The sequence below is a fragment of the Glaciibacter kafniensis genome (assembly GCF_039538945.1).
Taxonomy (GTDB): domain Bacteria; phylum Actinomycetota; class Actinomycetes; order Actinomycetales; family Microbacteriaceae; genus Cryobacterium; species Cryobacterium kafniensis.
This window is the reverse complement of record NZ_BAABCN010000003.1, coordinates 1-24140: the sequence shown is the minus strand read 5'-3', so window position 1 is coordinate 24140 and position 24140 is coordinate 1. Positions and strand designations below refer to the sequence as shown.

Annotated in this window: 19 protein-coding genes; 14 read left to right on the top strand and 5 right to left on the bottom strand. The window is 63.0% G+C overall.

Features of this window, described 5'->3' with window-relative positions:
- The first annotated feature begins 1 nt into the window (after position 1).
- From ABD791_RS08160 to ABD791_RS08135, 6 genes are all read left to right on the top strand, one after another.
- A complete protein-coding gene (locus ABD791_RS08160; protein ID WP_345064649.1) occupies positions 2-793 on the top strand; it encodes a glycosyltransferase in 792 nt (263 codons plus the stop codon).
- 117 nt (positions 794-910) lie between these two features.
- Positions 911-1939 carry a GDP-mannose 4,6-dehydratase gene (gmd, locus tag ABD791_RS08155; protein WP_345064647.1) on the top strand — a complete coding sequence of 343 codons (1029 nt, stop codon included), beginning with the start codon at positions 911-913 and terminating at the stop codon, positions 1937-1939.
- Positions 1936-3045, top strand: a complete 1110-nt coding sequence (locus ABD791_RS08150) for a glycosyltransferase family 4 protein (protein WP_345064644.1) — start codon at positions 1936-1938, stop codon at positions 3043-3045. Before gmd ends, ABD791_RS08150 begins: the two co-directional genes overlap by 4 nt.
- A complete protein-coding gene (locus ABD791_RS08145; protein WP_345064642.1) occupies positions 3045-4025 on the top strand; it encodes a GDP-mannose 4,6-dehydratase in 981 nt (326 codons plus the stop codon). Before ABD791_RS08150 ends, ABD791_RS08145 begins: the two co-directional genes overlap by 1 nt.
- 9 nt (positions 4026-4034) lie before the next feature.
- Entirely contained in the window at positions 4035-5036 is a 1002-nt protein-coding gene (locus ABD791_RS08140; protein ID WP_345064639.1) for a glycosyltransferase family 2 protein, read from the top strand.
- A gap of 47 nt (positions 5037-5083) precedes the next feature.
- Complete coding sequence (locus tag ABD791_RS08135) at positions 5084-6931, top strand: DUF4012 domain-containing protein (RefSeq protein WP_345064637.1); 1848 nt, start codon at positions 5084-5086, stop codon at positions 6929-6931.
- A gap of 83 nt (positions 6932-7014) precedes the next feature.
- Here the strand turns inward: ABD791_RS08135 and ABD791_RS08130 are convergent, their stop codons facing one another.
- The 3 genes from ABD791_RS08130 to ABD791_RS08120 form a co-directional block, all read right to left on the bottom strand.
- A complete protein-coding gene (locus ABD791_RS08130; protein ID WP_345064634.1) occupies positions 7015-8310 on the bottom strand; it encodes an O-antigen ligase family protein in 1296 nt (431 codons plus the stop codon).
- Between the two features lie 7 nt (positions 8311-8317).
- A complete protein-coding gene (locus ABD791_RS08125; RefSeq protein ID WP_345064631.1) occupies positions 8318-9646 on the bottom strand; it encodes an O-antigen ligase family protein in 1329 nt (442 codons plus the stop codon).
- 112 nt (positions 9647-9758) lie between these two features.
- Positions 9759-10937 carry an acyl-CoA dehydrogenase family protein gene (locus ABD791_RS08120; protein WP_345064629.1) on the bottom strand — a complete coding sequence of 393 codons (1179 nt, stop codon included), beginning with the start codon at positions 10935-10937 and terminating at the stop codon, positions 9759-9761.
- Between the two features lie 134 nt (positions 10938-11071).
- Between ABD791_RS08120 and manA the strand changes: the two genes are divergently transcribed.
- Both manA and ABD791_RS08110 read left to right on the top strand, forming a co-directional pair.
- Positions 11072-12379: a mannose-6-phosphate isomerase, class I gene (manA, locus tag ABD791_RS08115; RefSeq protein ID WP_345064627.1), complete on the top strand. Its 1308-nt coding sequence runs from the start codon at positions 11072-11074 to the stop codon at positions 12377-12379.
- A 325-nt stretch (positions 12380-12704) separates the two neighbouring features.
- Positions 12705-13553: a hypothetical protein gene (locus tag ABD791_RS08110; protein WP_345064625.1), complete on the top strand. Its 849-nt coding sequence runs from the start codon at positions 12705-12707 to the stop codon at positions 13551-13553.
- Positions 13554-13843: 290 nt separating this feature from the next.
- On the opposite strand, the gene ABD791_RS08105 is transcribed toward ABD791_RS08110, so the two are convergent.
- On the bottom strand, positions 13844-14800 hold the full coding sequence (locus ABD791_RS08105) for a GlxA family transcriptional regulator (RefSeq protein ID WP_345064622.1): 957 nt from the start codon (positions 14798-14800) through the stop codon (positions 13844-13846).
- A 150-nt stretch (positions 14801-14950) separates the two neighbouring features.
- On the opposite strand from ABD791_RS08105, the gene galE reads away from it, so the two are divergent.
- From galE to ABD791_RS08085, 4 genes are all read left to right on the top strand, one after another.
- Positions 14951-15931 (top strand): UDP-glucose 4-epimerase GalE, encoded by a 981-nt coding sequence (galE, locus tag ABD791_RS08100; protein ID WP_345064619.1) that lies wholly within the window; start codon positions 14951-14953, stop codon positions 15929-15931.
- A 143-nt stretch (positions 15932-16074) separates the two neighbouring features.
- Positions 16075-16395, top strand: coding sequence for a WhiB family transcriptional regulator (locus ABD791_RS08095; protein WP_345065302.1), 321 nt, complete (start codon positions 16075-16077; stop codon positions 16393-16395).
- A 127-nt stretch (positions 16396-16522) separates the two neighbouring features.
- Entirely contained in the window at positions 16523-19690 is a 3168-nt protein-coding gene (locus tag ABD791_RS08090; RefSeq protein ID WP_345064617.1) for a glycosyltransferase, read from the top strand.
- On the top strand, positions 19680-21137 hold the full coding sequence (locus ABD791_RS08085; RefSeq protein WP_345064613.1) for a DUF5719 family protein: 1458 nt from the start codon (positions 19680-19682) through the stop codon (positions 21135-21137). Before ABD791_RS08090 ends, ABD791_RS08085 begins: the two co-directional genes overlap by 11 nt.
- A 94-nt stretch (positions 21138-21231) precedes the next feature.
- On the opposite strand, the gene ABD791_RS08080 is transcribed toward ABD791_RS08085, so the two are convergent.
- Positions 21232-21684, bottom strand: coding sequence for a metallopeptidase family protein (locus tag ABD791_RS08080; RefSeq protein ID WP_345064611.1), 453 nt, complete (start codon positions 21682-21684; stop codon positions 21232-21234).
- 45 nt (positions 21685-21729) lie between these two features.
- Between ABD791_RS08080 and ABD791_RS08075 the strand changes: the two genes are divergently transcribed.
- Both ABD791_RS08075 and ahcY read left to right on the top strand, forming a co-directional pair.
- Positions 21730-21963 carry a DUF3499 family protein gene (locus tag ABD791_RS08075; protein WP_345064608.1) on the top strand — a complete coding sequence of 78 codons (234 nt, stop codon included), beginning with the start codon at positions 21730-21732 and terminating at the stop codon, positions 21961-21963.
- Between the two features lie 56 nt (positions 21964-22019).
- Positions 22020-23507, top strand: coding sequence for an adenosylhomocysteinase (ahcY, locus tag ABD791_RS08070; protein WP_345064606.1), 1488 nt, complete (start codon positions 22020-22022; stop codon positions 23505-23507).
- The last annotated feature ends 633 nt before the right edge of the window (positions 23508-24140 follow it).

Below are 24140 nucleotides of genomic sequence, written 5' to 3'. Positions count from 1 at the left end.
AATGCCTCAGGCTGACATATTGGTCATTTTGCCCACGCTGGGTGACCGGCTTGAAATGTTGGCGGACACCCTCGCCACCGTGGCGGAGCAACGTGAAACCGTTGATCTGACCTTGGTTGCGGTGATGCCGACGAAAGCCGTCGAAGCGCGGGCCATGGCTGCTGCAGCCGGTGCAATCGTCGTCGACGACCCGAAAACAGGAATCTCCGAAGCGATCAACTGTGGTCTCGCCGTGCGCAATGGTGAAAGCTACTACGCCTGGATCGGCGACGACGACCTGTTTCGACCCGGAGGACTCCGCCGGCTCCAAGACCTCCTTGAAGTCAATCCGAAGGCGGTTCTCGCCTATGGAGGCTGTGACTACGTCGACCCGAATGGCTTGACGATTGCGACCAGCAATGCCGGCGAACTGGCGAAGTTTCTCTTGCCGTGGGGACCGGACCTGATCCCGCACCCCGGAACGATGATCAGACTTGATGCATTGATGGACATCGGCGGATTCGACGCACAGCTGAAATACGCGATGGACCTTGACGCATTCTTGAAGCTACGCAGCTACGGGACCTTCGTGAACACGCGCGAAACTGTGTCGGCCTTCCGCTGGCACCCTGATTCGCTCACAGTGGCCGGCCGGCTGAGCTCCAGCAAAGAAGCCGAACGTGTCAAACGTCGGCACCTGCCCCGCATGCTTCAGCCGCTCAGTCCCTTGTGGCACTACCCCTGGCGCTGGGCATCCGCCTATGCGGCTCAGCATGTGAGCAACCGGGCGCGCAAGCTCGCCGCCGCCGCGTAGCACAGCAGTGTCCTCAGGCCTTCACTCAAATGGGCTGCGCTAGGCTAACTATGTTTTGACTGGCGGGCGCTCGACTTCTGAGTGACCCTCGAATACCACGGCGGAGAAAATATCCTTATGACTGAGACCCCGATCAAGCGTGCCCTGATCACCGGAATCACCGGTCAGGACGGCAGCTATCTGGCGGAGCTCCTGTTGTCGAAGGGCTATGAAGTCCACGGCCTCATCCGCCGGTCGTCAACGATCAACACGAGCCGCATCGACCACATCTACCAGGACCCGCACGAATCGGGCGCGCGCCTGTTTCTGCACTACGGCGACCTGACCGACGGCTCGCGGCTGGTGACACTGCTCGATCAGATTCGCCCTGACGAGGTGTACAACCTCGCTGCCCAGTCACACGTACGTGTCAGTTTCGATGAGCCCGAGTACACCGGCGACACCACCGGCATGGGGAGCATCCGTCTTCTCGAAGCAATTCGGATGATTGGGCTGCAGTGCCGCTTCTACCAGGCGAGCAGCTCCGAAATGTTCGGCGCGACTCCGCCGCCGCAGAACGAGGACACCCCGTTCTACCCGCGCTCCCCGTATGGCGTCGCGAAGGTCTACTCATACTGGATCACCCGCAACTACCGCGAAGCGTATGGAATGTTCGCGGTCAACGGCATCCTCTTCAACCATGAATCCCCGCGTCGCGGCGACACCTTCGTGACACGCAAGATCACCCGTGCGGTGGCCCGCATCGCCGCGGGAACACAGTCCGAGCTTTTCATGGGCAACCTCGACTCCGTACGCGACTGGGGCTACGCCCCCGAGTACGTCGAGGCCATGTGGCGAATGCTGCAGCACGACACCCCTACCGACTACGTCGTGGCGACCGGAACCAACTACACGGTTCGTGACTTCCTGCAGCTGTCGTTTGAGCACGCGAACCTGGACTGGGAGAAGTACGTTCGATTCGACGAGCGTTACCTGCGCCCGACTGAGGTCGACGCGCTTGTCGGCAGCGCTGCGAAGGCTCACGACCTGCTCGGTTGGAAGCCGTCTGTCCTCACGCCTGAGCTGGCCCGGATCATGGTCGACGCTGACATCGCCTCACTGGCCGCGACGGGCGAACCCTGGATCGATCGAGTTCAGTTCGCGTGAGCGTGAGCTCGACCGGCAAGACTCCGAAACTTCGCGTCGCGTTGTCGATGCTCACCTTCGTGCCCGGCGGCATGGGGGGTAGCGAAACATACGCACGCGAGCTCGCCACACAGCTGGGCACGTCGCCGGACGTTTCGGCGACCGCGTTTCTGCCCGATTCGGCACGCGGGTTCGGTCAGGGTCTGCCCGAGGTCGGCGTGCCCGGATTGCGCGCAGGTTCCTCGACCGCTGATCGTCTTCGCACGCTCGCACGCCTGACGTTGCGCGGACGTGCTCTGCGTCGATCGATGGCGTCGGCTGACCTGGTGCATTACCCGTTCACCGTGCCGGCCCCGCGACCTGGCCGCAAGCAGGTGTTTGTGCAGTCCCTGCTCGACGTGCAGCACCTGGAATTGCCGCAGATGTTCAGCAAATCGGAACTTGCATACCGCCGGTACTTTTACGAAGGCGCCGCCCGGCGCGCCGATGCCGTCATCACCATCAGCCACTTTGCCAAGCAACGGATGGTGGAGATGCTCGGCCTCGAAGCCGACCGGATTCATGTCGCTCAACTCGGTGTTGATACTTCCAAGTTCATTCCCAATCTGGGCGAACGCGAGAATTTCGTGCTCTACCCGGCACGTGGTTGGGCTCACAAGAACCATGCTGCATTGATTGAGGCGGTCGGGATCGCGCGGAGGTCGAACCCTGATCTTCGACTCGTTCTGACCGGTGGATCGCTCGACACGCTGGGGGAGCTGCCTGAGTGGGTCGACCGCAGAGGCCTCGTCTCAGAGGAGGAACTCCTCAGCCTGTATCGCACCGCTGGGGCGTTAGTCTTCCCGAGCCTCTACGAGGGTTTCGGCCTGCCGCCGCTTGAAGCGATGTCATCCGGATGCCCGGTGGCGGTCTCGAACGCCGGATCACTTCCCGAGGTGGTCGGCGACGCGGCCGTGCTCTTCGATCCCCGTGACGTCGAGTCAATTGCCGCGGGAATTGCCGAGAGCCTTTCCCGCGGTTCCGAGCTGGCCGTGGCAGGAGTGGAGCATGTGAAGAAGTTCACCTGGGAGCGTTGTCGAGATGCCCACGTGAGTGCATACGCCGCAGCCGTGCGGGGGCGTCGCTGATGGCCTCCCCACGCGAGCGCGTCCTGGTGACCGGCGCCAACGGGCAGGACGGCACCTATCTCGTTCGCCGGCTGGTCGACGAAGGACATGAAGTCCACGGAATGTGTCACTCGGCCGACGGGGCAGAGCGGCTGATCGCGAACCATCCGTTGGTCGTGGCGCACGTCGGCGATCTGGGCGACGGTCCCGGTATCGCTGAACTCGTCGCATCCGTTGAACCCACCCACATCTTCAATTTGGCCGGGAACACCTCGGTTGCACGCTCTTGGGAGTTTCCGGCAGAAACCGCCGATGTTCTGGGAGTCGGCCCCATCAGATTGATTGAAGCGGCCTGGAAGCTCGGACAGCGCACGGGAACGTCGGTGCGGTTCGTGCAGGCGTCAAGTGCCGAGATTTTCGGCGACGCGACGATGATCCCGCAGGATGAATCGACGCCTCGGGCCCCTGTCACTCCGTATGGCGTTGCAAAGTCGTTCGCCCACGACATGGTCGGTGTATACCGTCAGCGCGGCATGTTTGCGAGTTCGGCGATTCTGTTCAACCACGAGTCGCCGCACCGGCCCGAGTCTTTCGTCGCCCGAAAGATTTCACAGGAAGTCGCCCGCATCTCGCTGGGGCTTTCCGAGCGTCTGGTGCTCGGCAATATTGATGTGCACCGCGATTGGGGATTCGCACCCGACTACGTCGATGCGATGCTTCGCATTTCGCGAGCCGACACCGCCAACGACTTCGTTGTCGCGACGGGCGTATCGCACACGGTGCGGGATTTCGTCGACGCGGCATTCAGGTACATCGGGATCGACGATTCTGACCCATACGTCTTCATCGACCCGGCACTGTATCGTCCCGCCGACCCCAAGAATCTTGTGGGAGATCCACGTCGACTCCGGGCGCTGGGCTGGGAGCCGAGTGTAAACTTCACCGAACTCGTCAACCTGATGGTGGGCTCCGACATCGCGCTTCTTCGCGCCACTCCGTAGCCTGCGGCCATGCTGATCTCCGTCGCACTCTGCACCCACAACGGGGCTGGATTCATCGAGGAACAACTCCGCAGCATCCTCAACCAGTCGGTGCTGCCGGGGGAGATCGTCGTGTCTGACGATGCCTCGCACGACGACACACTTCAGATCGTGACGACCGTGTTCGAAGCTTGGCGGGCACAGAATCCCGTTGTCGCTCTCAAGCTGCGTATTCTGCGAAACATAACGCCGCTGGGCGTCACGGCGAACTTCGAACAGGCGCTGACCGCCTGTCGGGGAGACCTGATTGCTCTCTGCGACCAGGACGACGTGTGGCGATCTGACCGCCTGGAGATCATGGCCACCGAGTTTGAGCAACGGCCCGAGCTGCTTCTGTTGAATTCAGACGCGCGCCTCGTCGACGAGACGGGAAACCCAACTGGCCAAGCACTTTTGGCGACGCTCGGTGTGTCGAAGGTTGAACAGGACTGGGTGCACAGTGGCAACGGGATTGACGCCCTCTTGCGGCGCAACATTGTCACGGGTGCGACGACCGTTCTCCGACGCTCCCTGATCGAACGCGCCACACCGTTTCCGCCAACTTGGGTGCACGACGAGTGGCTTGCGATCGTCGCCGCCGCAACCGGGGAGATCGATCTGATCGAAGCGGCGCTGGTTGATTACCGGCAGCACGGCGGGAATCAGATTGGTGCGTCGAGTCTCGACTTTGCCGGCAAATTCGGACGGCTGAGGGCCGAACGCACGGAGCGCAATCAGCGCTTACTTGCACGGGTCGAGGCGTTGCGTGAACGAGTGGGATCTTTCGTGCCCCCTGCCTCGGCGAAAACCCTGGCGAGAATTGACGCCAAATTGAACCATGAGCGAATGCGCAGCCAACTCCCAGTATCCCGGTTGAGGCGAATCGTACCCGTCATGAAGGCTTGGCGATCCGGCGATTACAGCAGTTTCGGGCTGGGCATGCAAGACGTTGTGCGCGATCTCATGCAACCGGGCGAGAAAAGTCTGGGCTGAACGCGCCTTCGCCCGGTGGCGACTGCAACGTCTGGTTGAATGGTCGAATGATGAGTGTGCCCCCCAGCCGACGGATGCAGCGCGCCCACGAGAAGAAGCGCACTTCCCCATTTCGACGCTGGTGGGTCTGGACGATTGTCTTCGTCTTCGTCGGCATCGTCGCCGGCGGCGCCTGGTTGGGCACGCGCGCTCTTCAGGCTAAAGATGATCTGCAGGCAGCAGTTCCGCTCGTCTCTGAGCTGAAAGCTCAGGTGCTGGCGCAGGATGTGCCCGCAGCACAGGCCACTCTGGATAAGCTGACACCTCTTGTCGTCGAGGCGCGGGAGCTCACTAGCGATCCGGTCTGGCGCGCGGCCGAGATCGTTCCCATCGCCGGATCGAATCTCTCGGCGGTGCGTGAGCTCGCCTTCGTCACAGACTCGATCGTTACAGGCGCCATCCCCCCACTGTTGAACGTCGTCGACACGATGATGAGCGGTGGCCTCAAGCCCGTTGACGGTGCGCTGAATACAGGATTGCTCGTCGAATCGATTCCTCAGATCGAAGCTGCCGCCGATGTGATCGAGAATGCGGCAGAGGTCACCGAATCGATCGATACCGCGCACACGATCGGTCAGGTCACCGACGCTCAGAAGACGATGAGCGACATGCTCGGGCAGATCACCCCGATGTTGAAGACCGCTCGCGAGGTATTGCCGCTACTTCCGCCTGCACTCGGAACCGACGGACCACGCCAGTATCTCGTTATGTTTCAGAACAATGCCGAGGCACGAGCCCTCGGCGGGATCCCCGGAGCTATCGTCCAGATGACGATCGACAATGGCAAGATCAGCCTCGGCCAGCAGGCGAGCGGTCGGGATTTTGCAACGTACGGAGAATCGGTGATTCCGGCTCCTGATGGTGTGGAGGAGCTTTACGAACGCGCGTTTGGAACCTCAATTCTGAACTCGACGGTGCGGCCGAGTTTTCCATCAGCGGCGCAGATCGTCAGCACCATGTGGCAGAACCAATTCGGCGTCACCGTCGACGGCGTTGTGTCGCTTGATCCTGTGGCTCTGAGCTATATGCTGAAGGCGACAGGACCTATCTCGTTGGCATCAGGAGACACACTCACGTCAAAGAATGCAGCCTCGGTCCTGATGAATGAGGTCTATCTCCGCTATCCAGGCGAGACTGAAGCGCAACGCCTGCAGCAGGACGAGTTCTTCGGTTCCGTTGTGTCTGGCGTGTTCGGCGCAGTCATGTCGGGTGGCAATCTCGACCCGAAGGTCTTGGCTTCAGGCATGATGAAAGCTGTCGGTGAGCGTCGATTGCTGCTGTGGAGCTCACATGAGGCCGAAATGACCCAACTTGTGACAGCGGGTATCGATGGCGAGCTCCCGGTTGGGACTGACAAGACTGATCCCGTCGGGCTCTACACGCAGGATGCCATTGGCTCGAAGATGGACTTCTACCTCAAGCAGGCGGTGACGCTGAGCCAGGGCAGCTGTCGCACGGATGGTCGAGAGAACTATCGGGTAAGTGTTGACGTGACAAACATTGCGCCGAAGAACGCCGCCGACGTGTTGACCTTCTACATCATGGGTGACGGGAGCGAGGGTGTGGCAGATGGCGACATCCGGATCGACCTCCTCGCCTATGCACCACCCGGTTCAACCATCGTCGCCGTTCGCGTTGACGGCGATGCGCAAGACGTCGGCAGCCGTCACGACGGCGACTACCCGGTTTCGCGCGTACGCACGTCGTTCTCCCCGGGGGAGACTCGCAACGTGACTTTCGACATCGTTGCCGCAGAGTCGGGTACTCGAACCTTGGCCGCTGAATTGACCCCGTTGGTCTACAAGACTCCGGTCACCACGGTGCCGCTGGATTGTGCTGGTATCCCGACGGAGTAGCGGCGGGCTCGTCCACGAGTAGTCGGCTCTTGGCTCAGCCTGCTCCTCCGTCGTTGTCTGCCCGTGTTAGTGAGGTTTGACCGTCAGCGATCGTGCTTCGGATGCAGTGCCAAGGCATTTCGCCAGCTCATGCCTTGCGCGGCCTTGACCGAGCAGACGACAAGCAGGAGCCAGCCGAATCCGACGAGCACCGTGCTTTCCGCTGTCGAGGTGACGAGCAGAATGACAAGGATCAGAGCCGGCCAGACATACACGAGCGGGCGTTTGTCCGACGCGAGCAGCCACGATCGAACGAAGGCCAGCCCGAAGAGGGCGACAAAGGCGATGAAACCGACAAGTCCGACTTGAAAATAGACATCGAAGAACGCGTTCAAACCCGATGTCTGTTCGGTCTTGGTGATGAAGTCGAGCCAGTCGTACGGTGTTCCGTGCGAGGGCCACAGGCCGGCCCAACCCCAGCCCTCCAACGGATGCAGGCTGGTCAGACGCCACACCTCACGCCAGAGCGTCAGCCGCGTCTCAAACTCGCTGCCTGCGTTCAGCAGCGAGACGATCCGTGCGCGAGCGAGCCACGCGGCTGCCCCACCGACGACAACGGCGCCGGCCAGACCGAGTTGCAGCATCCAGCGTCGTTCGGGAGCGGTGCGACGCAGCCAATAAAGGGCCAGGGCTGCGATGCCGACGAAGAGCGCCACCACCAGGATCACGGGGGAGCGGGTGAGCACGAGCGCGGCACCGGCGAGCACGAGCGACACAATGCCGACGTTGCGGCGCACCGACCGGGCACGCAGCTCGATCGTGAACGTGACGGCAGCGATCAGCGAGACCAGCCCGAGCAGGTTGCGAGAACCGAAAACACCCTGAATCGGCCCCAGTGTCGAGATGTTGCCTGTGATGCCGAGGAACGTGATCGGAAGGTCAAGAAGAAGACCAGACACGACTTCCAAGATCAGTGAAAGGCCCAGCAGCACCCGCAGCACGTCTCCGGTGGCGCGCAGGATCTGGATCGTGTCCCGCACCAGCGCGATATAGATCGCAAGAAACGCGAACAGGAGCTGGTAGCCGATGCCGGCCAGCGAGATCAGGGGATAGCCGCTCCAGACCACGGAGAGAGCGCACCAACCGACGAAGACCAGAATGGAGATCGGCAGCAGGCCGTGCCATTCCAGCGTTGCGCGCCGGGCGAGCAGCGACAGTGTCGCCACGACAACAAGGGTGAGCAGGGCGCCGAGCAGGCCAGGCCAGCCCATCACGCTGAGCAACAGGTGAGAGCCGAATGCGACGCCGAATGCCAACTGGGTGAGCACCGTGGCCAGTTGCGGTGATTCGAGCGTCTGCCGCACCAGAGTGACGGTGGGGGATGCTCCGCGGGAGTTCATCGGCGGTCTACGCTCGCTGCTGTTCCGACACGCTCAACTGAGGCGGGACCCCGGTTTGCGCTCGTTTCGTGAAGACTGCGAGGACGACGAGCAGCACCCAGCCGTACTCGATGAGCAATCGGCTCTCCGCCAGGCTCTGGGCGAGCAGGGCGGCAACCAGCAAGAGGGGGAGCAGGGCGGATGCCGAGTATGGCATGTCATCAACGACACCCGCGCGCGGGCGATCGACGGCGAAGAACCACGAACGCCACAGGGTCGACGACACGAGTGCGGCAAACACGATGACGCCCACAATGCCGAGCTGCAGCCAGACATCGAGCCAGGCGTTATGGGCCTGCAGGTAGGTCACGCCTTTGCGCACGGCGAGACCGTTGAACGGTTCGACCCAGGGAGCCCAATAGCTCACCCAACCCCAGCCGAAGGCCGGCTTCTCCGACGCCAGCCTGATGACGCTGTTCCAGATGTCGAACCGACCGGTGAGGTCCTCGCTCTTGCCGAGCATGCGCAGCAGCAGCGGTGAGAAGGCGACACCTGCGGCGACAACGGCGACGATGGAGGCCGCGGCGGTCAGGTAGACCGGGCGGCGACCCTGCGGGCCGACCCGACGCGTCCAGAGTGCGAAGACCAGCACGACGAGCACCACAGCGGCAGTCACCGTGACGGTCGCCGACCTGGTGAGTGCAAGCATCCCGACCGCCAGCACCAGCCAGGCGATGCCCCAGCCACGGCGAACGGTGCCCGCTGCGAGCTGGATGGCGAATACGATCACGGCCAAGAGGGCGAGAAAGCCGAGCAGATTGCGATTGGCGACGATGCCTTCGAGCGGCCCTCCGGAAAAGAGCAAGCCACGCGACCAGTAAAAAGCTGCAGGAATCTTCTCAGCGCCGTAGTCGACGAAGAACGGGAGCACCGGTTGCCTGACGACTGCGGCGACGATGAATTCAAAGACGAGCGACAGAGCCAGCGCCCAGCGCAGGGCGCCGGCGAGCGTGCGCACGAGCTCAGGCCAGCTCAGACACAGCACCAGAAACAGTGCGGCAATGGTCGTCATCCACTGCAGGGCAATGCCGATGAGCGAGGCTCCCGGATAGAACGACCAGGCGACCGAGATCGTGGCCAGTGCGAGAAACGCGACGAGTGATTTCGGAAACCGGCGCCAGTTCAACGAGGGCTTCAGTCGAACCAAGAAGTAGATGCTGCCGGCGAGCACCAGCACAGCGACGGCGCCGAACCCCCACCAGCCGAGGAGGTTGCGCCAGAACTGCCCGGCGAACACGGCGAACCACACGAAAACCGCGAACGTGCGAACGGCGAAGCGGCTGCGAGCGGTGGGCATCTTCTCAGGATAGCGGCGGCGTCCCGGTCGAGGCCGGTGGCCGAGCCGTTCGGTGGTCAAGCCTGTCACAGGCCGCGCGAGTCGATCTCGAGACTCGACCACCGCCATCCGCTTAGACGAATGCAGCCTGGCCGGTGATCGTGCGCCCGACGATCAGGGTGTTCATCTCTTGAGTTCCCTCATATGAATAGAGTGCCTCGGCGTCGGCGAAGAATCGGGCCACGTCGTATTCGAGCGCGATCCCGTTGCCGCCGAACAGTTCGCGGCACCAGGCGACGGTTTCACGCATGCGTGAGGTCGTGTAAGTCTTCGCCAGGGCGGAGTGTTCGTCACGTTGGGTGCCTTCGTCGAGCATCTGGGAGACCCGCACCACCATGCCGAGGCTCGCCGTGATGTTGCCGAGGCTCTTCACCAGTAGATCCTGAATGAGCTGGTGGCCGCCGATCTCCTTGCCGAACTGAATGCGGGTCTTCGCATAGGCGACAGCAGCCTCGTAGGCTCCGATGGAATTGCCGACCGCCGACCACGACACTTCGGCACGGGTCAGACGCAGCACCCTGGCCGTGTCCTTGAACGAGTTCGCGTTCTGCAGGCGGTTGCGCTCAGACACGACAACGTTTTCCAGCGTGATGTCGGCGTTCTGCACGGAGCGCAGGCTGATCTTGCCGTCGATCTTGGTCGCGGTGTAGCCGGGGGTGTCGGTGGGAACGATGAATCCCTTGACCTGCCCATCGGACACATCCTTCGCCCAGATGATCGTCACGTCAGAGAACGTGGCATTCCCGATCCACCTCTTGGAGCCGTTCAGCACCCAGTCGTCTCCGTCGCGGGTCGCGGTGGTACGCAGACCTCGAGCGGAGTCGGAACCGGAGAGGGGTTCGGTCAGACCGAACGCTCCGATGATCTCGCCGCGCGACATACGCGGCAACCACTCTTCACGCTGTTCCGGCGACCCGGTGGCCGCAATGCTGCCCATCGCCAAACCGTTCTGCACGCCCTGGAACGTCGCAACCGACGCGTCGACCCGCGCCATCTCCAACGCGACGAACCCGCGAAAGACTGCCGAGTTGGCGAAGGGCTTCGTCTCCTCCCAGGCGAAGGAGTATGCACCGAGCTCAGCCAACGGCTTGACGATCTCGAACGGAAACTCCGCACGGTCCCAATAGCCGTTGACGATCGGACGCACCTCGGTCTCGAGATAGTCGCGCAGAGCGGCCAGGGCGGCCTTCTCTTGATCGGTCAACAGGCTCTGGTATCCGTAGAAGTCGCTGTCGAGTAGCTCAAATGTCATGTACGTGCTCCGTTGCATACTGCGAAAGCCTCTGCGGGCATCCGGCGGTGAATTCGTCGACAGCCTAGGGGGCAGGCACGGCAGGGCCAAGCGGTTGGTAGTTTGGACCCAACGAATTGAAAGTTGAGTAACTCATGTTTGTGGGCATCACCAATACGCCGCGTGATTACGCCTGGGGATCGGCCGGTGCGATCAGCGAGCTGTTGGGGCGCTCCTCGTCGGGTCGTGCCGAGGCAGAACTGTGGCTGGGCGCTCACGCCGGGTCGCCTTCCGTTATCGCCGACCCGTCGCAGGTCGGCGGGTTCGGCACACTGGCCGAGTGGATTGCTCACGAGCCCCAGGCTGCCCTCGGGGCGGAACTTGCCGCGTCGACAGCCGTGAGCGGGGGAGTGCGGTTGCCGTTTCTGCTCAAGGTGTTGGCCGCGGCCACACCACTCTCGCTCCAGGCTCATCCGTCGTCGGCACGGGCGGCCGCCGCGTTCGAGCTCGAGAACGCTGCAGGGATTCCCCTCGACGCCCCTGACCGCAACTACCGGGATCCGTTTCACAAGCCAGAGTTGATCTTCGCTTTGAGCGACACCTTCGACGCGCTGTGCGGCTTTCGTACCATCGCCGAGATCCACCGCATTCTGGCGGAACTGCGGGCGCTGGACATTGCGTCGCCCGATCCGCAGGCCGCGGCGCTCGACGCGCTCGAGAATCGACTCGTCGGTTCGGCGGGGCTGCACGACGTCGTCGAATGGCTTCTGCGGGATGGCCGTGGGGGTGACAGTGGTGAAGTCTCCTGGCTCGTCGAGCGTGTGGTGGCGCTCGCCGAGTTCGCCGCCTACCTGACAGAGGGCGGGGCGATCGTGAGCTACGCCCGTGAACTCGAGACCGTTCGGACCCTGGCCGCCGCCTACCCCGGAGACCCGGGAATTGTGATTTCGCTGCTGCTGAACCGCGTCGCGCTGAAACGCGGGGAGGCGCTCTATCTGCCGTCCGGAAACATCCACGCTTATCTGTCTGGACTCGGGATTGAGCTGATGGCCGCCTCAGACAATGTGTTGCGCGGTGGCCTCACCCCCAAACACATTGACGTCGATGAGCTGCTCGACGTGCTTGATTTCAGCCCGATTCCGGTTCCGTATCTCGGGCCGACCGAGGACTCCGTTGCCGGAGTGAGCGTCTTTCGACCTGGCATTCCCGACTTCGAACTGGTGCACATTCAGGCGGATGCGACGGATGCCGGCTCCTCGGCGGGCGACGGCCCGGTACCGATGCGGCAGGTCACGCTCGGAGGGCCAGGCATCGCGCTCTGCACCTCTGGCGGATTTCTGGTGGCCGGGGCCGCGTCTTCGGTGGTGCTGAAGCGGGGCGACTCGGTCTACATCACTCCTGAGGAGGGCACGCTGACCTTCGCCGGCGTCGGCGAGGTTTTTCTGGCGACGACCGGAACCTGACGAGGTCGGCCTGGGCAGTGCGCGTGCAAGCGGGATCCCCATTCGACGGAGATTCTGCTGAAACCAAGACGATTCGGCCCCAAAATGCGAAATTAGAGTCGAATCTCCGTCGAATCGTCGGCCCGCACAGCGCGGGAGCGAAGTTCACAGTCGCGTGGAGTCGGATTTCTGCACCGATTGTCGGATGCATCCCGCCAGAGTGCGATATCCCCGCGGGATACGGGTCATGCGATCACTCTCACAAGAAATCTCCGACCTCGGGCTATTCGTGAAATGCGCAAGCTTGATTCAGCACGGGTGGAGCCGCGAGGATCTCCGTGCGGGTATGAACTGCGGCGCGATCATACGTGTTCGAAAGGGCTGGTACAGCCTCCCGACGGCTCCGCGCGAGGCCGTCGAAGCATTCCGCATCGGCGGGCGATTGACGGGACTCAGTGCGTTGAGAACCTACGGAATCTGGACGCCGACGACCAGAAAGCTCCATGTCGTGGTGCCCGCAGATGCCCGCGGCCTTCGCCTCCCCACCGATATGCGCGCGCCATTCGTCATCGCCGGAGCGCCGCGTTGGCGTGTCAGTTGGACAGACGACGCTTCGAACCGGACACCTCCCTACGTCTGGCGCGTCTCGGTCATCGACGCACTTGTGCACATCCTGAACACGCACGATCGCACCACGTCGATCGTCTGTCTCGACGCGGCCCTCCACAACCGCGACGAAGACGGTGCCGGGATTCTCCACACTGACCTTGACCACATCTTTCAGCTGGCCCCGGTTCGAGCTCAGGATTGGCGAGCGGATGTCGATGGTCGCGCGGGATCGGGTGGAGAGACGGAGTTTCGGTTGGCCGCCTGGGCGGCCGGGATTCCATTTGTACCTCAGCCAGCAGTGGTCGGGGTAGGACACCTCGACGGTCAGGTCGGGCCATCGACATTTGTGGAGATTGACGGTGCGGAATGGCACGACAACTGGCCCGCTTTCAAAGCCGACTGCGAGAGAGATGCGAAGGTGGCGGCCAGAAGCGGGCGAGTATTGCGCTTCAGCTACGACCTATTTCGTGACAAGTGGGAGCTGTGCGAGCGCGCGCTGAGATGCGCTCTCACGGACGACTACCGTCGGCCACCGTCGAGGGCGTTCCCGGAGTTTCCGTGGCGGATGTCCAAGCCTCGCCGCTGAGCCAACCGCTCCATATCGCCTCAGCCGGTGTGCGAACCCAATGAATGAAACCCACATTCAATACCGGAGTTGTGCGCCCCATTCGACGGAGATTCGTCGCGTTTCAGCTGATTTTCGCCGGGATATCCCTGATTCGAGGTGAATCTCCGTCGAATGGTGGTGGAGAACCACGCGTCGAACGCAGGCATCTGGGTACGCAAATGGCCGCGTGCACTATCGCTACTGCAGTGGCAGTGGCAGTGGCAGTGGCAGTGGCAGCGGCAGTGGCAGTGGCAGCCGCCTCAGCCGCCTCAGCCGACCTGCCGCGCCCCGAACGTGCGCCGATACGCCGTCGGGGTGGTCTGGAGCACCTTGAGAAAGTGGTGCCGCATGACCGACGCGGCCCCGAAGCCCGTATCGGAGGCCACCGATTCGAGGCTCCAATCGGTTTCTTCAAGCAGCTGCTGTGCGCGCAGCAGCCGCTGCCGGTTCAGCCAGGCGGTCGGCGTCGTGCCGAGTTCCGCGCGAAAACGACGGGCGAAGGTGCGCGGCGACATCAAATTCTTGCGGGCGAGCTGATCGACGGTCAGCTCGTGCTCCAGGTGGGACAGCATCCATTCGGTGATCGCGGCGAAGGAGTCGCTCGGGCAATCGGTGACCGGCGGCTGCACATATTGGGACTGCCCGCCGTCGCGCTGCGGCGGCACCACCATGCGTCTGGCGATGTTGTTCGCCGCCGCGGCGCCGAGCTCCTTGCGCACGATATGAAGTGCGGCATCGATACCGGCCGCGGTTCCGGCACCGGTGACCACGTTGCCATCTTCGACGAACAGCACGTCGGGATCGACCCGCGTCAGCGGAAACGCGCGAGCGAGGTCATCCGTGTACATCCAATGGGTCGTGCTGCGGCGTCCGTCAAGGATGCCTGCTGCGCCGAGCACAAAGGCTCCGCTGCAGACGCTGAGCACCCAGGCGCCTCGCGCCTCGGCCTCGCGAATCACCCGGAGAATCTCCGGATGGATGTCGACCCCGGCTTGATAGGCCGGAATCGCAATGAGGTCGGCATCAGCGGCGGCCGAGAGGTCTTCATGCACGACGATGTCGAACCCCAGCTTGGTTCGAATCAAACCCGGTTCTGCCGCCGTGACGTGAAAGTCGAATGACGGCCCGTTGCTGTCGCTTCTGTCAATCCCGAACACCTCGCAGATCACGCCGAACTCGAACGGCGCCATCCCGGGCAATGCGACGCAGACAATCTTCTGAAGCATGTGACCTCCTCGTGGCAGAATAACCCAACACCGCTACTTTCTGCCAGCCCGGATGCGCCGGTGCACCACGTGGGACGACGTCCAGCGGGCTCCCGGTATTCTGGAGCAGGCCGGGGGCACACCGCATCCGCCTGAACACAGGAGTTGCACATGGCGTGGCTTGTTACCGGTGGAGCCGGCTATATCGGTTCGCACGTTGTGCGCGCGTTCATCGACGAGGGAATCGACGTCATCATCATTGACGATCTCTCGAGCGGTCACGCCGATTTCGTGCCGGATGGCGTGCCGTTTGTGCAGGGCAGCCTTCTCGACACCGAACTTCTTCGACGCACCTTTACCGAAGCGGCCGGCGCCATCACGGGCGTCGTGCACGTTGCGGGCTTCAAATACGCCGGAGTATCGGTGCAACGCCCTCTGCACACCTACGAACAAAACGTCACGGCCACCCAGAATCTCCTGGCTGCCATGGCAGAGGCTGACGTCTCGAACATCGTCTTCTCCTCGAGCGCTGCCGTCTACGGCACCCCGTCGACCGACCTCGTGACCGAAGAGACCGCGAAGAACCCCGAGTCACCCTACGGGGAGTCGAAGCTCATCGGGGAGTGGTTGCTGCGCGACCAGGGTGTCGCCGCCGGACTCACCCACACGAGCCTGCGTTACTTCAACGTTGTCGGTTCCGGTGATATCGCGCTCCGCGATACCAGCCCCCACAATCTTTTTCCGCTCATCTTTGACGCGCTCGTCGACGGCCGTACACCGCGCATCAACGGCACCGACTACGCGACGCCCGATGGTACGTGCGTGCGCGACTACATCCACGTGTCCGACCTGGCCGTTTCGCATGTTGCAGCGGCACGGCGCATGGATGCCGGCGAGCCGATTAGCCCCGTCTACAACCTCGGCAGCGGCGACGGAGTGTCCGTCGGTGAGATCATGTCGACTGTCGCGGCGGTGACCGGAATCGATTTCACCCCGGAGATTGCCCCCCGACGCGCCGGTGACCCCGACCGGATCGTGGCATCTGGCGAACTCGCCGCACGCGACCTCCGCTGGGTGATGCGCCACTCCCTTGAAGACATGGTGAAGAGCGCCTGGGATGCGCGGCAGGCGGCCGTTGTTCGCCCGCTGTGAACGTTGTGAAATTCTTGGCGCGTCGAAACTCTCCATCCAATATTGAGGGTTTACTATCTGCGACTTGACGAATAGGGAACTACACCGGTGTAATTAGGTGAAACGCTCAATTCGTGGGCGTGGAACGATGGGTGGGAGACGGTATGGCAATACCTGAGAATCGTTCTGGGGTACCTGACGACTGGTTCGTCGATCCCGTTCGACTAGGCGTACCGGGGGTACGCTCCACAGTTGGCGACGACAATCCACTTGCGTGGCAGGCCGATTCGCTGTGTGCACAGACTGATCCAGAGGCATTCTTCCCCGAAAAGGGCGGATCGACCCGCGACGCCAAGAAAATCTGTGCGTCGTGCGAGGTGAAGACTCAGTGCCTCGAGTACGCGCTCGGAAACGATGAGCGCTTCGGAATCTGGGGCGGGCTGTCGGAGCGCGAGCGTCGCAAACTGCGAAAGCGCGCGAGCTGAGCCGCAGAGCGCCTCACATCCGCTCCATCTGCCGCCCTCTCCTGACACCTGGTGCTGACGACTGATTTCGGGCGCGCCGATGCAGCCGACGTGGCTGGGCCAGAACCCGACCTAGGCTGATTTCGATATGCAACCCAGAGTCACCGCCATCCTCGTTGCCCGCAACGGCCAAAAACACCTTGAGCGAACTCTCGAGGCACTCACGAAGCAGACGCGTCAGCCTGACGCAATCCTGACTGTTGACTGCGGGTCGACGGATGCGACGGGCCAACTTCTCGCGGTCTTCGCACCGACCCAGATCATCGTCGCCGATGCGGATCTCTCATTCGGTGAGGCCATCAACGCCGCATTGCGGGTGGCCGCGCCCCCCGCCGACGAGAACAACGTGCTGTGGTTTCTCGCGCAAGACAGTGCTCCGGCGCCCGGTGCTCTGGCCGCGCTTCTCCAAGAGCTCGAGATCGCCCCGTCGGTGGCGGTGGCTGGCCCGAAGGTCATGGAATGGGTCGCCAGCGACTACATCCACGATTTCGGCGAGTCTGTCACGCCCTATGGAGCGTCGGTCTCTCTCGTCGAAAGTGAACTCGACCAAGGCCAGCACGATGACATCAGCGATGTGCTCGCCGTCGGTGCCGGCGGGATGCTGGTGCGCCAGTCGGTCTGGCACGAGCTCGGAGGTTTTGACCCCGCGTTGCCGAGCGTCGACGACTCCCTTGATTTCTGCATCCGTGTTCGCCTGGCCGGCTATCGCGTCTCAGTTGTCGCCGATGCGCGGGTGGCGACGGCCGGCGATGGCGTTGCCGGACCGAATGGGTCGTCGCGCGGAAAGCCTCGCCGCCAACGGATGCGCGCAGAACGGTCAGCTCAGCTTCATCGCCGTCTTGTCTACGCTCCCGTCTGGGCGCTGCCGTTGCACTGGCTCACCCTCGTGCCGCTGGCGCTCATCCGCTCGATCGGTCAGCTCCTCCGCAAGGAGCCCGGCGCAATCATCGGAGAGTTCGCTGCCGCATTCGCCGCGGCCTTCTGTCTGGTGCGCGTGGCGAAGGCGCGCCGAAACCTCGCCAAGACCCGCACACTCGGCTGGTCTTCGATCGCCTCGCTCCGCGTGCCGACGGCTGTCGTGCGTCGCCGGCACATGCTCAAACGTGAGGCAAGCCTCACCGGTGCCCGCGGCGAACGACCTGAACTCTCCTTCTTCGCCAAGGGCGGAGCATGGGTAGTGCTGATTGCCGCCTGTGTCGGCATCGGCGTGCTCGCCCCGCTTCTCGGCGCGCAAACGTTGACCGGGGGAGGGCTGCTTCCTCTGTCCGGCACGGTGACCGACCTCTGGCAGAGTGCCGGCTACGGATGGCGTCAGATCGGTCTCGGATTCGTCGGCGCGGCCGACCCGTTCTCCGCGGTCCTGGCAGTGCTCGGCACGCTCACGTTCTGGTCTCCGTCTTTCGCGCTCGTGCTGCTGTACTTCGTGGCATTTCCCCTTGCCGCTTTCGGGGCATGGGTGGCGGCCTCCCGCTTGACGGCGCGCGGCGGATTGCGTGCCGTTGCCGCTCTGTTGTGGGTCTTCGCTCCTTCCTTCCTCACCGCGTTGGCCGAGGGGCGTCCGGCCGCCATCCTGGTGCATCTGCTTCTGCCCTGGCTCTTCTATGCCGGGTTCGCAGCGGCGCGATCGTGGTCGGCCTCGGCCTCGACAGCCTTGCTCTTTGCCGCGATCGTCGCCTGTGCTCCGTCGCTCGCGCCGGCGCTCCTGCTCGGCTGGCTGATCTGCGTGCTGCTCAGCGGCAGACGAATCATGCGGTTCATCGGCATCCCAATTCCGGCACTCGCATTGGCCGCGCCGCTGATCTGGGATCAGGCCATGCGCGGCGCCTGGCTCGCTCTTCTCGCCGACCCCGGCGTGCCCGTTCCCTCCACCGCTGTGTCGGCCTGGCAACTGTTGCTCGGCTTCCCGGCCGGAGACTTCGGCGGGTGGAACCCGTTGCTGACGAAGCTCGAACTCCCTGGTGTGAACGCAGAGCTTCTGATCCCGCTCCTAGTGGCGCCACTCTGCGCGTTGGCTCTCCTCGCGCTGTTCCTGCGTGGTTCTCGGGGGGCAAGCTTCGCCCTTCTGACTGCGGTCATCGGTTTCGCCACTGCAGTGGCGGCCAGTCATCTCTCGCTCGCCGCGTCTGGCGATGCCGCAGTCTCAATCTGGACAGGATCGGGCCTCAGCCTCTATTGGATGGGCTTGGTCGGTGCCAGCATCTTCGCTTTGCGGGGACTTGGCCGTTTCGCTGTGACTCCCGCGATCGTCGTGTCGCTCCTGGTGCTGATCGTGGCGGCGCCGTTGGCCGCCGCGCTGTCGCTCGGCACGAGCGTCGTCGCCAAGGGGATCGGGCGAACCCAGCCCGCTTTTGTGGCGGCAGAGGCTGACATCAACCCGCAGGTGGGCACTCTTGAACTCTCGGCTCAGGCCAATGGCGGAATTCTTGGCACTCTCGTCAGAGGATCCGGGGCCACGCTCAACTCTCAGTCGACATTGGCGAGTACCGACACCAGCTTCGACAAGCGCGAGGTCGAATTCGCGACGCTCGTGGGCAACCTGGCTTCGCGCAGTGGGCTCGACAGTGCGCAGGGGCTGCACGATTTCGGCATCCGCTTCGTGGTGTTGCGTCCGGCAGAGACCGCCGACCGCCCCGCATCCGACAGCTCGCCCATCTCACCGCAGGCGGCAGAGACGCAACTGCGCACCGTCACCTCACTCGACGGAAATGCCGCTGTCGTTCCGGTCGGTGAGACAACGTTCGGACACCTGTGGCAAACCGCCGATGAGCCGGATGCCCCCGGCAATCTGTCGATCCCCGCGCACCCCGGGGGTGTGCTGAGCCAGATCGCCTTCCTCATCGCTGTCATCGTGATCGGCGCGACGGTTCTGCTCTCCATCCCGACCGGCGCGGGTCGGGAGGCAGTGCGAGAAGCAAACCGCGATGCGATTCGTCGTCAGGCGAAAGATGCAGCACGCGATGCCAAACGGCAGAAGCGAGAGCTGGCGGTAGTGAAGGCCGACGATGCGCTTGAGTCAAGCGCTGCACCGCTCACGCCGGACGACGCTGCGCCGGACGGCGCTGCGCCGGACGGCGCTGCGCCGGACGGTACTGTGCCCGACCGTACTGTGTCCGACGGCGCTGCGCCGGAGCCTGGCGAGACGAATGGAGCATCCGGCGTGCGGCCTGCTGTGCGGGCAGAACCTTCCGAGCCTTTCGATCAGGTAGAACCGGGCAACCACGACGCGACGATGAGGGAGACTGACAATGCCCACTAAGCGCAGCGTGGCAGTTCGCAGTGCCCAGACACTCGGCGGAATCCTCGGCATCGGGGCAATCGCGCTGGGAGTTTCAGCGGCAACACTGATCCAGTGGCCGAGCCTGGTGGTGACCCCCGGTTCCGTGGTGGTCACTCCACACCCGAGCGAACAGATGCGAGTCTGCCCCGGACCGCTTCTCACCCTGGCCGAGAACTCGAGCCTTGCCCAGGCGGTCACGTCGGTCGGCCCCTCTTCGACTGTCGCTGCTGCGACAGATCCGGCGAGCGGCGTGTCAACTGTGCGCCCCGAGATCACGGACCTTGCCGCACCAGACAACACGCTGGGCACCCAGGACGGTGCGCCCCAGCTCATTCGCGTTCCCGTTGCGGCCGAGACGAATGTTGCCTCGCTCGTGGCTGGCAGTCAGTCACAGTCCGCTGCGACCGAGACACTGGCCGGGTTCGCTGCCGCATCCTGCGCCGAAGCATCCAGCGATGCCTGGCTCGTCGGCGGTTCGACTGACATCGGCCGGACCACCTTGATTCTGCTCTCGAACCCGACGACCGTTGTTGCGACGGTGGGGCTCAGCGTCTATGGCGAAACCGGGCTGATTGATGCTCCCGGCTCGACCGGAATTCTGGTGCAGCCCGGCTCGCAACGGGTGGTGTCGTTGGCCGGTCTCGCTCCGAATCTCAAGTCTCCGGTCATTCACGTGCAGTCGCAGGGCGGACAAATTGTCGCCTCGCTGGAGCAGAGCCTCATCAGCGGTATCGTGCCAGAAGGCCTCGACCTGATCGGCGCGACCCGGAGCCCCTCGATGCAGCACACGATCGCCGGGGTGACCGTGACGGCACCGCCGGCTCCCACTCCGACTGCTGAGGCAACCGAACTTCCGGATGGCGCGGCGAGCGTGCGGATGTTGGTGACCGGCGACAAAGCAGCCACCGTGCAGGTCGGCGCGATCAGTGAGGGCGGCGCGAACCCTGGTACCTCGATTCAGGTTCAAGTTCGCCCTGGCGTCGCGACCGAGGTTCCGCTTGCCGGGTTGGCGCCCGGCGGATATGCCGTCAGCATCGAATCTGACCAACCTCTCGTTGCCGCGGCCACCGCGTCGACGACGAATGGAGGAGGCAAAGATTTTGCCTGGTTCGCTTCCTCTGAATCGCTCGGTGGAGAATTCCTCGTCGCGACGGCGCCCGGACCAGCCCCGACACTGCATCTCGTCAATACTGCAACCACCAGCACAGTCGTGTCTCTTCGGGGTGGATCCGGCGCTCCCGCGACCGTGACTTTGGCGGCTGGCGCGGCGGCAGCGGTTCCGGTTGCGGAATCGTCAACGTATCTCGTCGACGGAAGCACGTCGGTCGTCGTCGCCATCGGCTATGCCGGACCAGGCAAGCTCGCCTCGTTTACCGTGCGACCGGCCGGGCCTCTCGCTTCACCGATTGCCGTGTACCTCCAGTAGCACGTTCTCAGCTAGCACGTCCTCAGCTAGCACATCCTGCGCTAACGCTTTCTGCGTTGACTCAGTGTGCGCTCGTTCTGATGAGTGCCAGTGCTTATGAGTGCCGAAAACGCTCCGGTGCGAGATCCCACGGATCTTTGCCGAGCAATTCGGCGATCGCCCGAAACACACAACTCTCGATGATCATGCGCTGGTGAAACTCGTCGTTGCGGTGAAGTCGTGACAGGCGCTGGATCGGCAGCCGGTAGAAGACAACCCGCCGGGCGAGAGCGTCGACAGCCCATCGTTCAACTCCGACACCGGGAATGACGGTTGTCGGGCCGGGCGCCACCTCAAAAGTCACGTTGCCCAGGTCATCCGGCCACACCCCGCGCAGGTAGTCGACCGTTGTCGCAATTGTCATGTCGAACATGCTGATGCGCGTGCGAAGCGGCGGAAGATATGGTCCGGTCACCGAACTGCGGATGCCGCGACCGTGGCGGTCCCGACCTCGTCCCCGCGGCGTCGGCTCGGCGAATGGCGAGGCGGAACGGTGTGACCTGGACATGGTGCAATCCTACGTGTGGGGCGTGTGCGGGTACTCTAAATATCGATGTCTCACAGACCGTGCTCCCGAATCAGCTGCCCAGAACCCGCGGTGGCCACCCTCACTTTTGTGTACGCCGATTCCACGGCAGTGCTCGGACCGCTGTCTGCGACGCAAGAACCGCACGGTTATGACCTCTGCCGCCGTCATGCCGAACGCACTTCTGCACCTCAAGGCTGGCAGGTCATCCGTCATCGCTTTCTCAGCGATGAGATGGACGCCCGCTCAAGCGACAGCTGACATCTCGCCCACCTTCTCCCGTATCGCTGGAGTGCAGGCCGCGAGAACATGGGGGCATGACACCTGCACCCGCTGACCTGCCAGCACCCCTTCCGTTCCGGGTCGCAAATCTCGCGCTCGCAGAGGCGGGTCGGCACCAACTCCGTCTTGCTGAGAATGAGATGCCGGGCTTGATGGCCCTCCGCGCCGAATTCGCAGAGTCGCAGCCACTTGCCGGCGCGCGGATCGCCGGATCCCTCCACATGACGGTGCAGACTGCTGTGCTCATTGAGACTCTTGTCGCACTGGGTGCGCAGGTGCGCTGGGCGAGCTGCAATATCTTCTCGACACAGGATGACGCGGCGGCCGCGATCGCTGTCGGGCCGACCGGAACGCCCGAGGCACCCACTGGTATCCCTGTCTTCGCCTGGAAAGGCGAAACGCTCGACGAATACTGGTGGTGCACCGAGCAGATCTTCGAGTGGAGCGCGGAAGCGGCGGCGGCGGGGGAGACCTGGGTCGGACCGAACATGATCCTCGATGACGGTGGGGACGCCAGCATGCTGGTGCACAAGGGGCGCGAGTTTGAACGGGCTGGTGCAGTGCCGTCGGCAACGACAACGGACAGCCTCGAGTACCGGGTCGTGCTCGACCAACTCCGCCGTTCGCTTGATCTGTCGCCAGATCGGTGGACGCGCATTGCCGCCGACATTATCGGCGTGACCGAAGAGACGACGACGGGGGTGCACCGTCTCTACGAACTTGCCGCATCCGGTGAGCTCGTGTTCCCGGCGATCAACGTGAATGATTCCGTGACCAAGTCGAAGTTCGATAACACCTACGGCATCCGCCATTCGCTGCCCGACGGATTGAACCGGGCGACCGATGTTCTCATCAGCGGCAAGGTCGCCTTCGTCTGCGGCTACGGCGATGTGGGCAAGGGGGCCGCCGAAGCGCTCCGCGGCCAGGGTGCCCGCGTGATCGTCAGCGAAATCGATCCGATCAACGCACTGCAGGCAGCGATGGATGGCTTCCAGGTCGCCCGCCTCGAATCGGTCATCGAACAGGTCGACATCCTTGTCAGTGGCACCGGCAACTCCACCGTCATCACCGTCGAACACATGCTCCGGATGAAGCACCTCGCGATCGTCGGGAATGTCGGGCACTTCGACAACGAGATTGACATGGCCGGACTGGACGCACTGCCGGGGGCCGTCAAAATTGAGATCAAGCCCCAGGTACATGAATGGCGGCTGCCCACTGGGCGCAGCATCCTTGTTCTCTCGGAGGGACGCCTGATGAACCTCGGCAACGCGACGGGCCACCCCTCCTTTGTGATGAGCAGTTCCTTCACCAACCAGGTGCTCGCGCAGATCGAGCTCTACTGCTCCCCGCAGAAGTACCCGGTCGGCGTCTCTGTGCTGCCGAAGCATCTTGACGAGAAGGTCGCGCGTCTGCACCTTGATGCGCTGGGGGTTGAACTCACAGTTCTCACGCCCGAGCAGTCTGCCTATATCGGAGTGCCGATCGAGGGCCCGTACAAGGCCGAGCACTACCGCTATTAGGCGCAAAGACGGGGGAGTCAGGGGCGGGCCGAAGCCGACGCGCCCGGGCGGGCAGCCGTTTTGACGAGTGCCGAAACCGACCGTAATGTATATCTACGTACCCCACAGGTACGGAAAGCCGCAGAGCTTCCCGGCCTCAAGCGGGACCATCATCCAAAGCTGATAATCACTCGCATTCCTCTTGTAGGACTCGGGTTCATCGCTTAGGATGGAAAGTCCACTCACAGAGCTGATTGTTAGTTCGAGTTGCGTGATTGGGCGTGTGCAGAAGCACCGCTCAAACCCGCTAGAAACTCGATTTGACAGCCTGGGATTGAGTGGCTAACTTAGAGAAGTTGCCTCGGAGCGACAGTCACAATGCTAGTCATAGCGTGGCCTGAAACCGAGAGCGTCCGATCCTTGAGAACTCAACAGCGTGCACAATGTCAAATGCCAAAAACCTCGTACCGGTTCTGCCGGTAGGAGATTCCTTTGGAAAACATTTATAACAACAAAGCAAGTCAGTAATGATTTGTTCTGTCAGTTTCAAACTTGTGTTTGGTTCGCCCATTCCGGCGGCCATTCACACTAGATGTGACGCCGAGCTTGCTTGGTTAGTCAATCAAACATTTACGGAGAGTTTGATCCTGGCTC

What these genes read in the sequence shown, in the direction of transcription:
- ABD791_RS08160 (WP_345064649.1), top strand. Translation starts at nt 2, where the DNA reads ATGCCTCAGGCTGACATATTGGTCATTTTGCCCACGCTGGGTGACCGG.
- gmd (WP_345064647.1), top strand. Translation starts at nt 911, where the DNA reads ATGACTGAGACCCCGATCAAGCGTGCCCTGATCACCGGAATCACCGGT.
- ABD791_RS08145 (WP_345064642.1), top strand. Translation starts at nt 3,045, where the DNA reads ATGGCCTCCCCACGCGAGCGCGTCCTGGTGACCGGCGCCAACGGGCAG.
- ABD791_RS08140 (WP_345064639.1), top strand. Translation starts at nt 4,035, where the DNA reads ATGCTGATCTCCGTCGCACTCTGCACCCACAACGGGGCTGGATTCATC.
- ABD791_RS08135 (WP_345064637.1), top strand. Translation starts at nt 5,084, where the DNA reads ATGATGAGTGTGCCCCCCAGCCGACGGATGCAGCGCGCCCACGAGAAG.
- ABD791_RS08130 (WP_345064634.1), bottom strand. Translation starts at nt 8,310, where the DNA reads ATGAACTCCCGCGGAGCATCCCCCACCGTCACTCTGGTGCGGCAGACG.
- ABD791_RS08125 (WP_345064631.1), bottom strand. Translation starts at nt 9,646, where the DNA reads ATGCCCACCGCTCGCAGCCGCTTCGCCGTTCGCACGTTCGCGGTTTTC.
- ABD791_RS08120 (WP_345064629.1), bottom strand. Translation starts at nt 10,937, where the DNA reads ATGACATTTGAGCTACTCGACAGCGACTTCTACGGATACCAGAGCCTG.
- manA (WP_345064627.1), top strand. Translation starts at nt 11,072, where the DNA reads ATGTTTGTGGGCATCACCAATACGCCGCGTGATTACGCCTGGGGATCG.
- ABD791_RS08110 (WP_345064625.1), top strand. Translation starts at nt 12,705, where the DNA reads ATGAACTGCGGCGCGATCATACGTGTTCGAAAGGGCTGGTACAGCCTC.
- ABD791_RS08105 (WP_345064622.1), bottom strand. Translation starts at nt 14,800, where the DNA reads ATGCTTCAGAAGATTGTCTGCGTCGCATTGCCCGGGATGGCGCCGTTC.
- galE (WP_345064619.1), top strand. Translation starts at nt 14,951, where the DNA reads ATGGCGTGGCTTGTTACCGGTGGAGCCGGCTATATCGGTTCGCACGTT.
- ABD791_RS08095 (WP_345065302.1), top strand. Translation starts at nt 16,075, where the DNA reads ATGGCAATACCTGAGAATCGTTCTGGGGTACCTGACGACTGGTTCGTC.
- ABD791_RS08090 (WP_345064617.1), top strand. Translation starts at nt 16,523, where the DNA reads ATGCAACCCAGAGTCACCGCCATCCTCGTTGCCCGCAACGGCCAAAAA.
- ABD791_RS08085 (WP_345064613.1), top strand. Translation starts at nt 19,680, where the DNA reads ATGCCCACTAAGCGCAGCGTGGCAGTTCGCAGTGCCCAGACACTCGGC.
- ABD791_RS08080 (WP_345064611.1), bottom strand. Translation starts at nt 21,684, where the DNA reads ATGTCCAGGTCACACCGTTCCGCCTCGCCATTCGCCGAGCCGACGCCG.
- ABD791_RS08075 (WP_345064608.1), top strand. Translation starts at nt 21,730, where the DNA reads ATGTCTCACAGACCGTGCTCCCGAATCAGCTGCCCAGAACCCGCGGTG.
- ahcY (WP_345064606.1), top strand. Translation starts at nt 22,020, where the DNA reads ATGACACCTGCACCCGCTGACCTGCCAGCACCCCTTCCGTTCCGGGTC.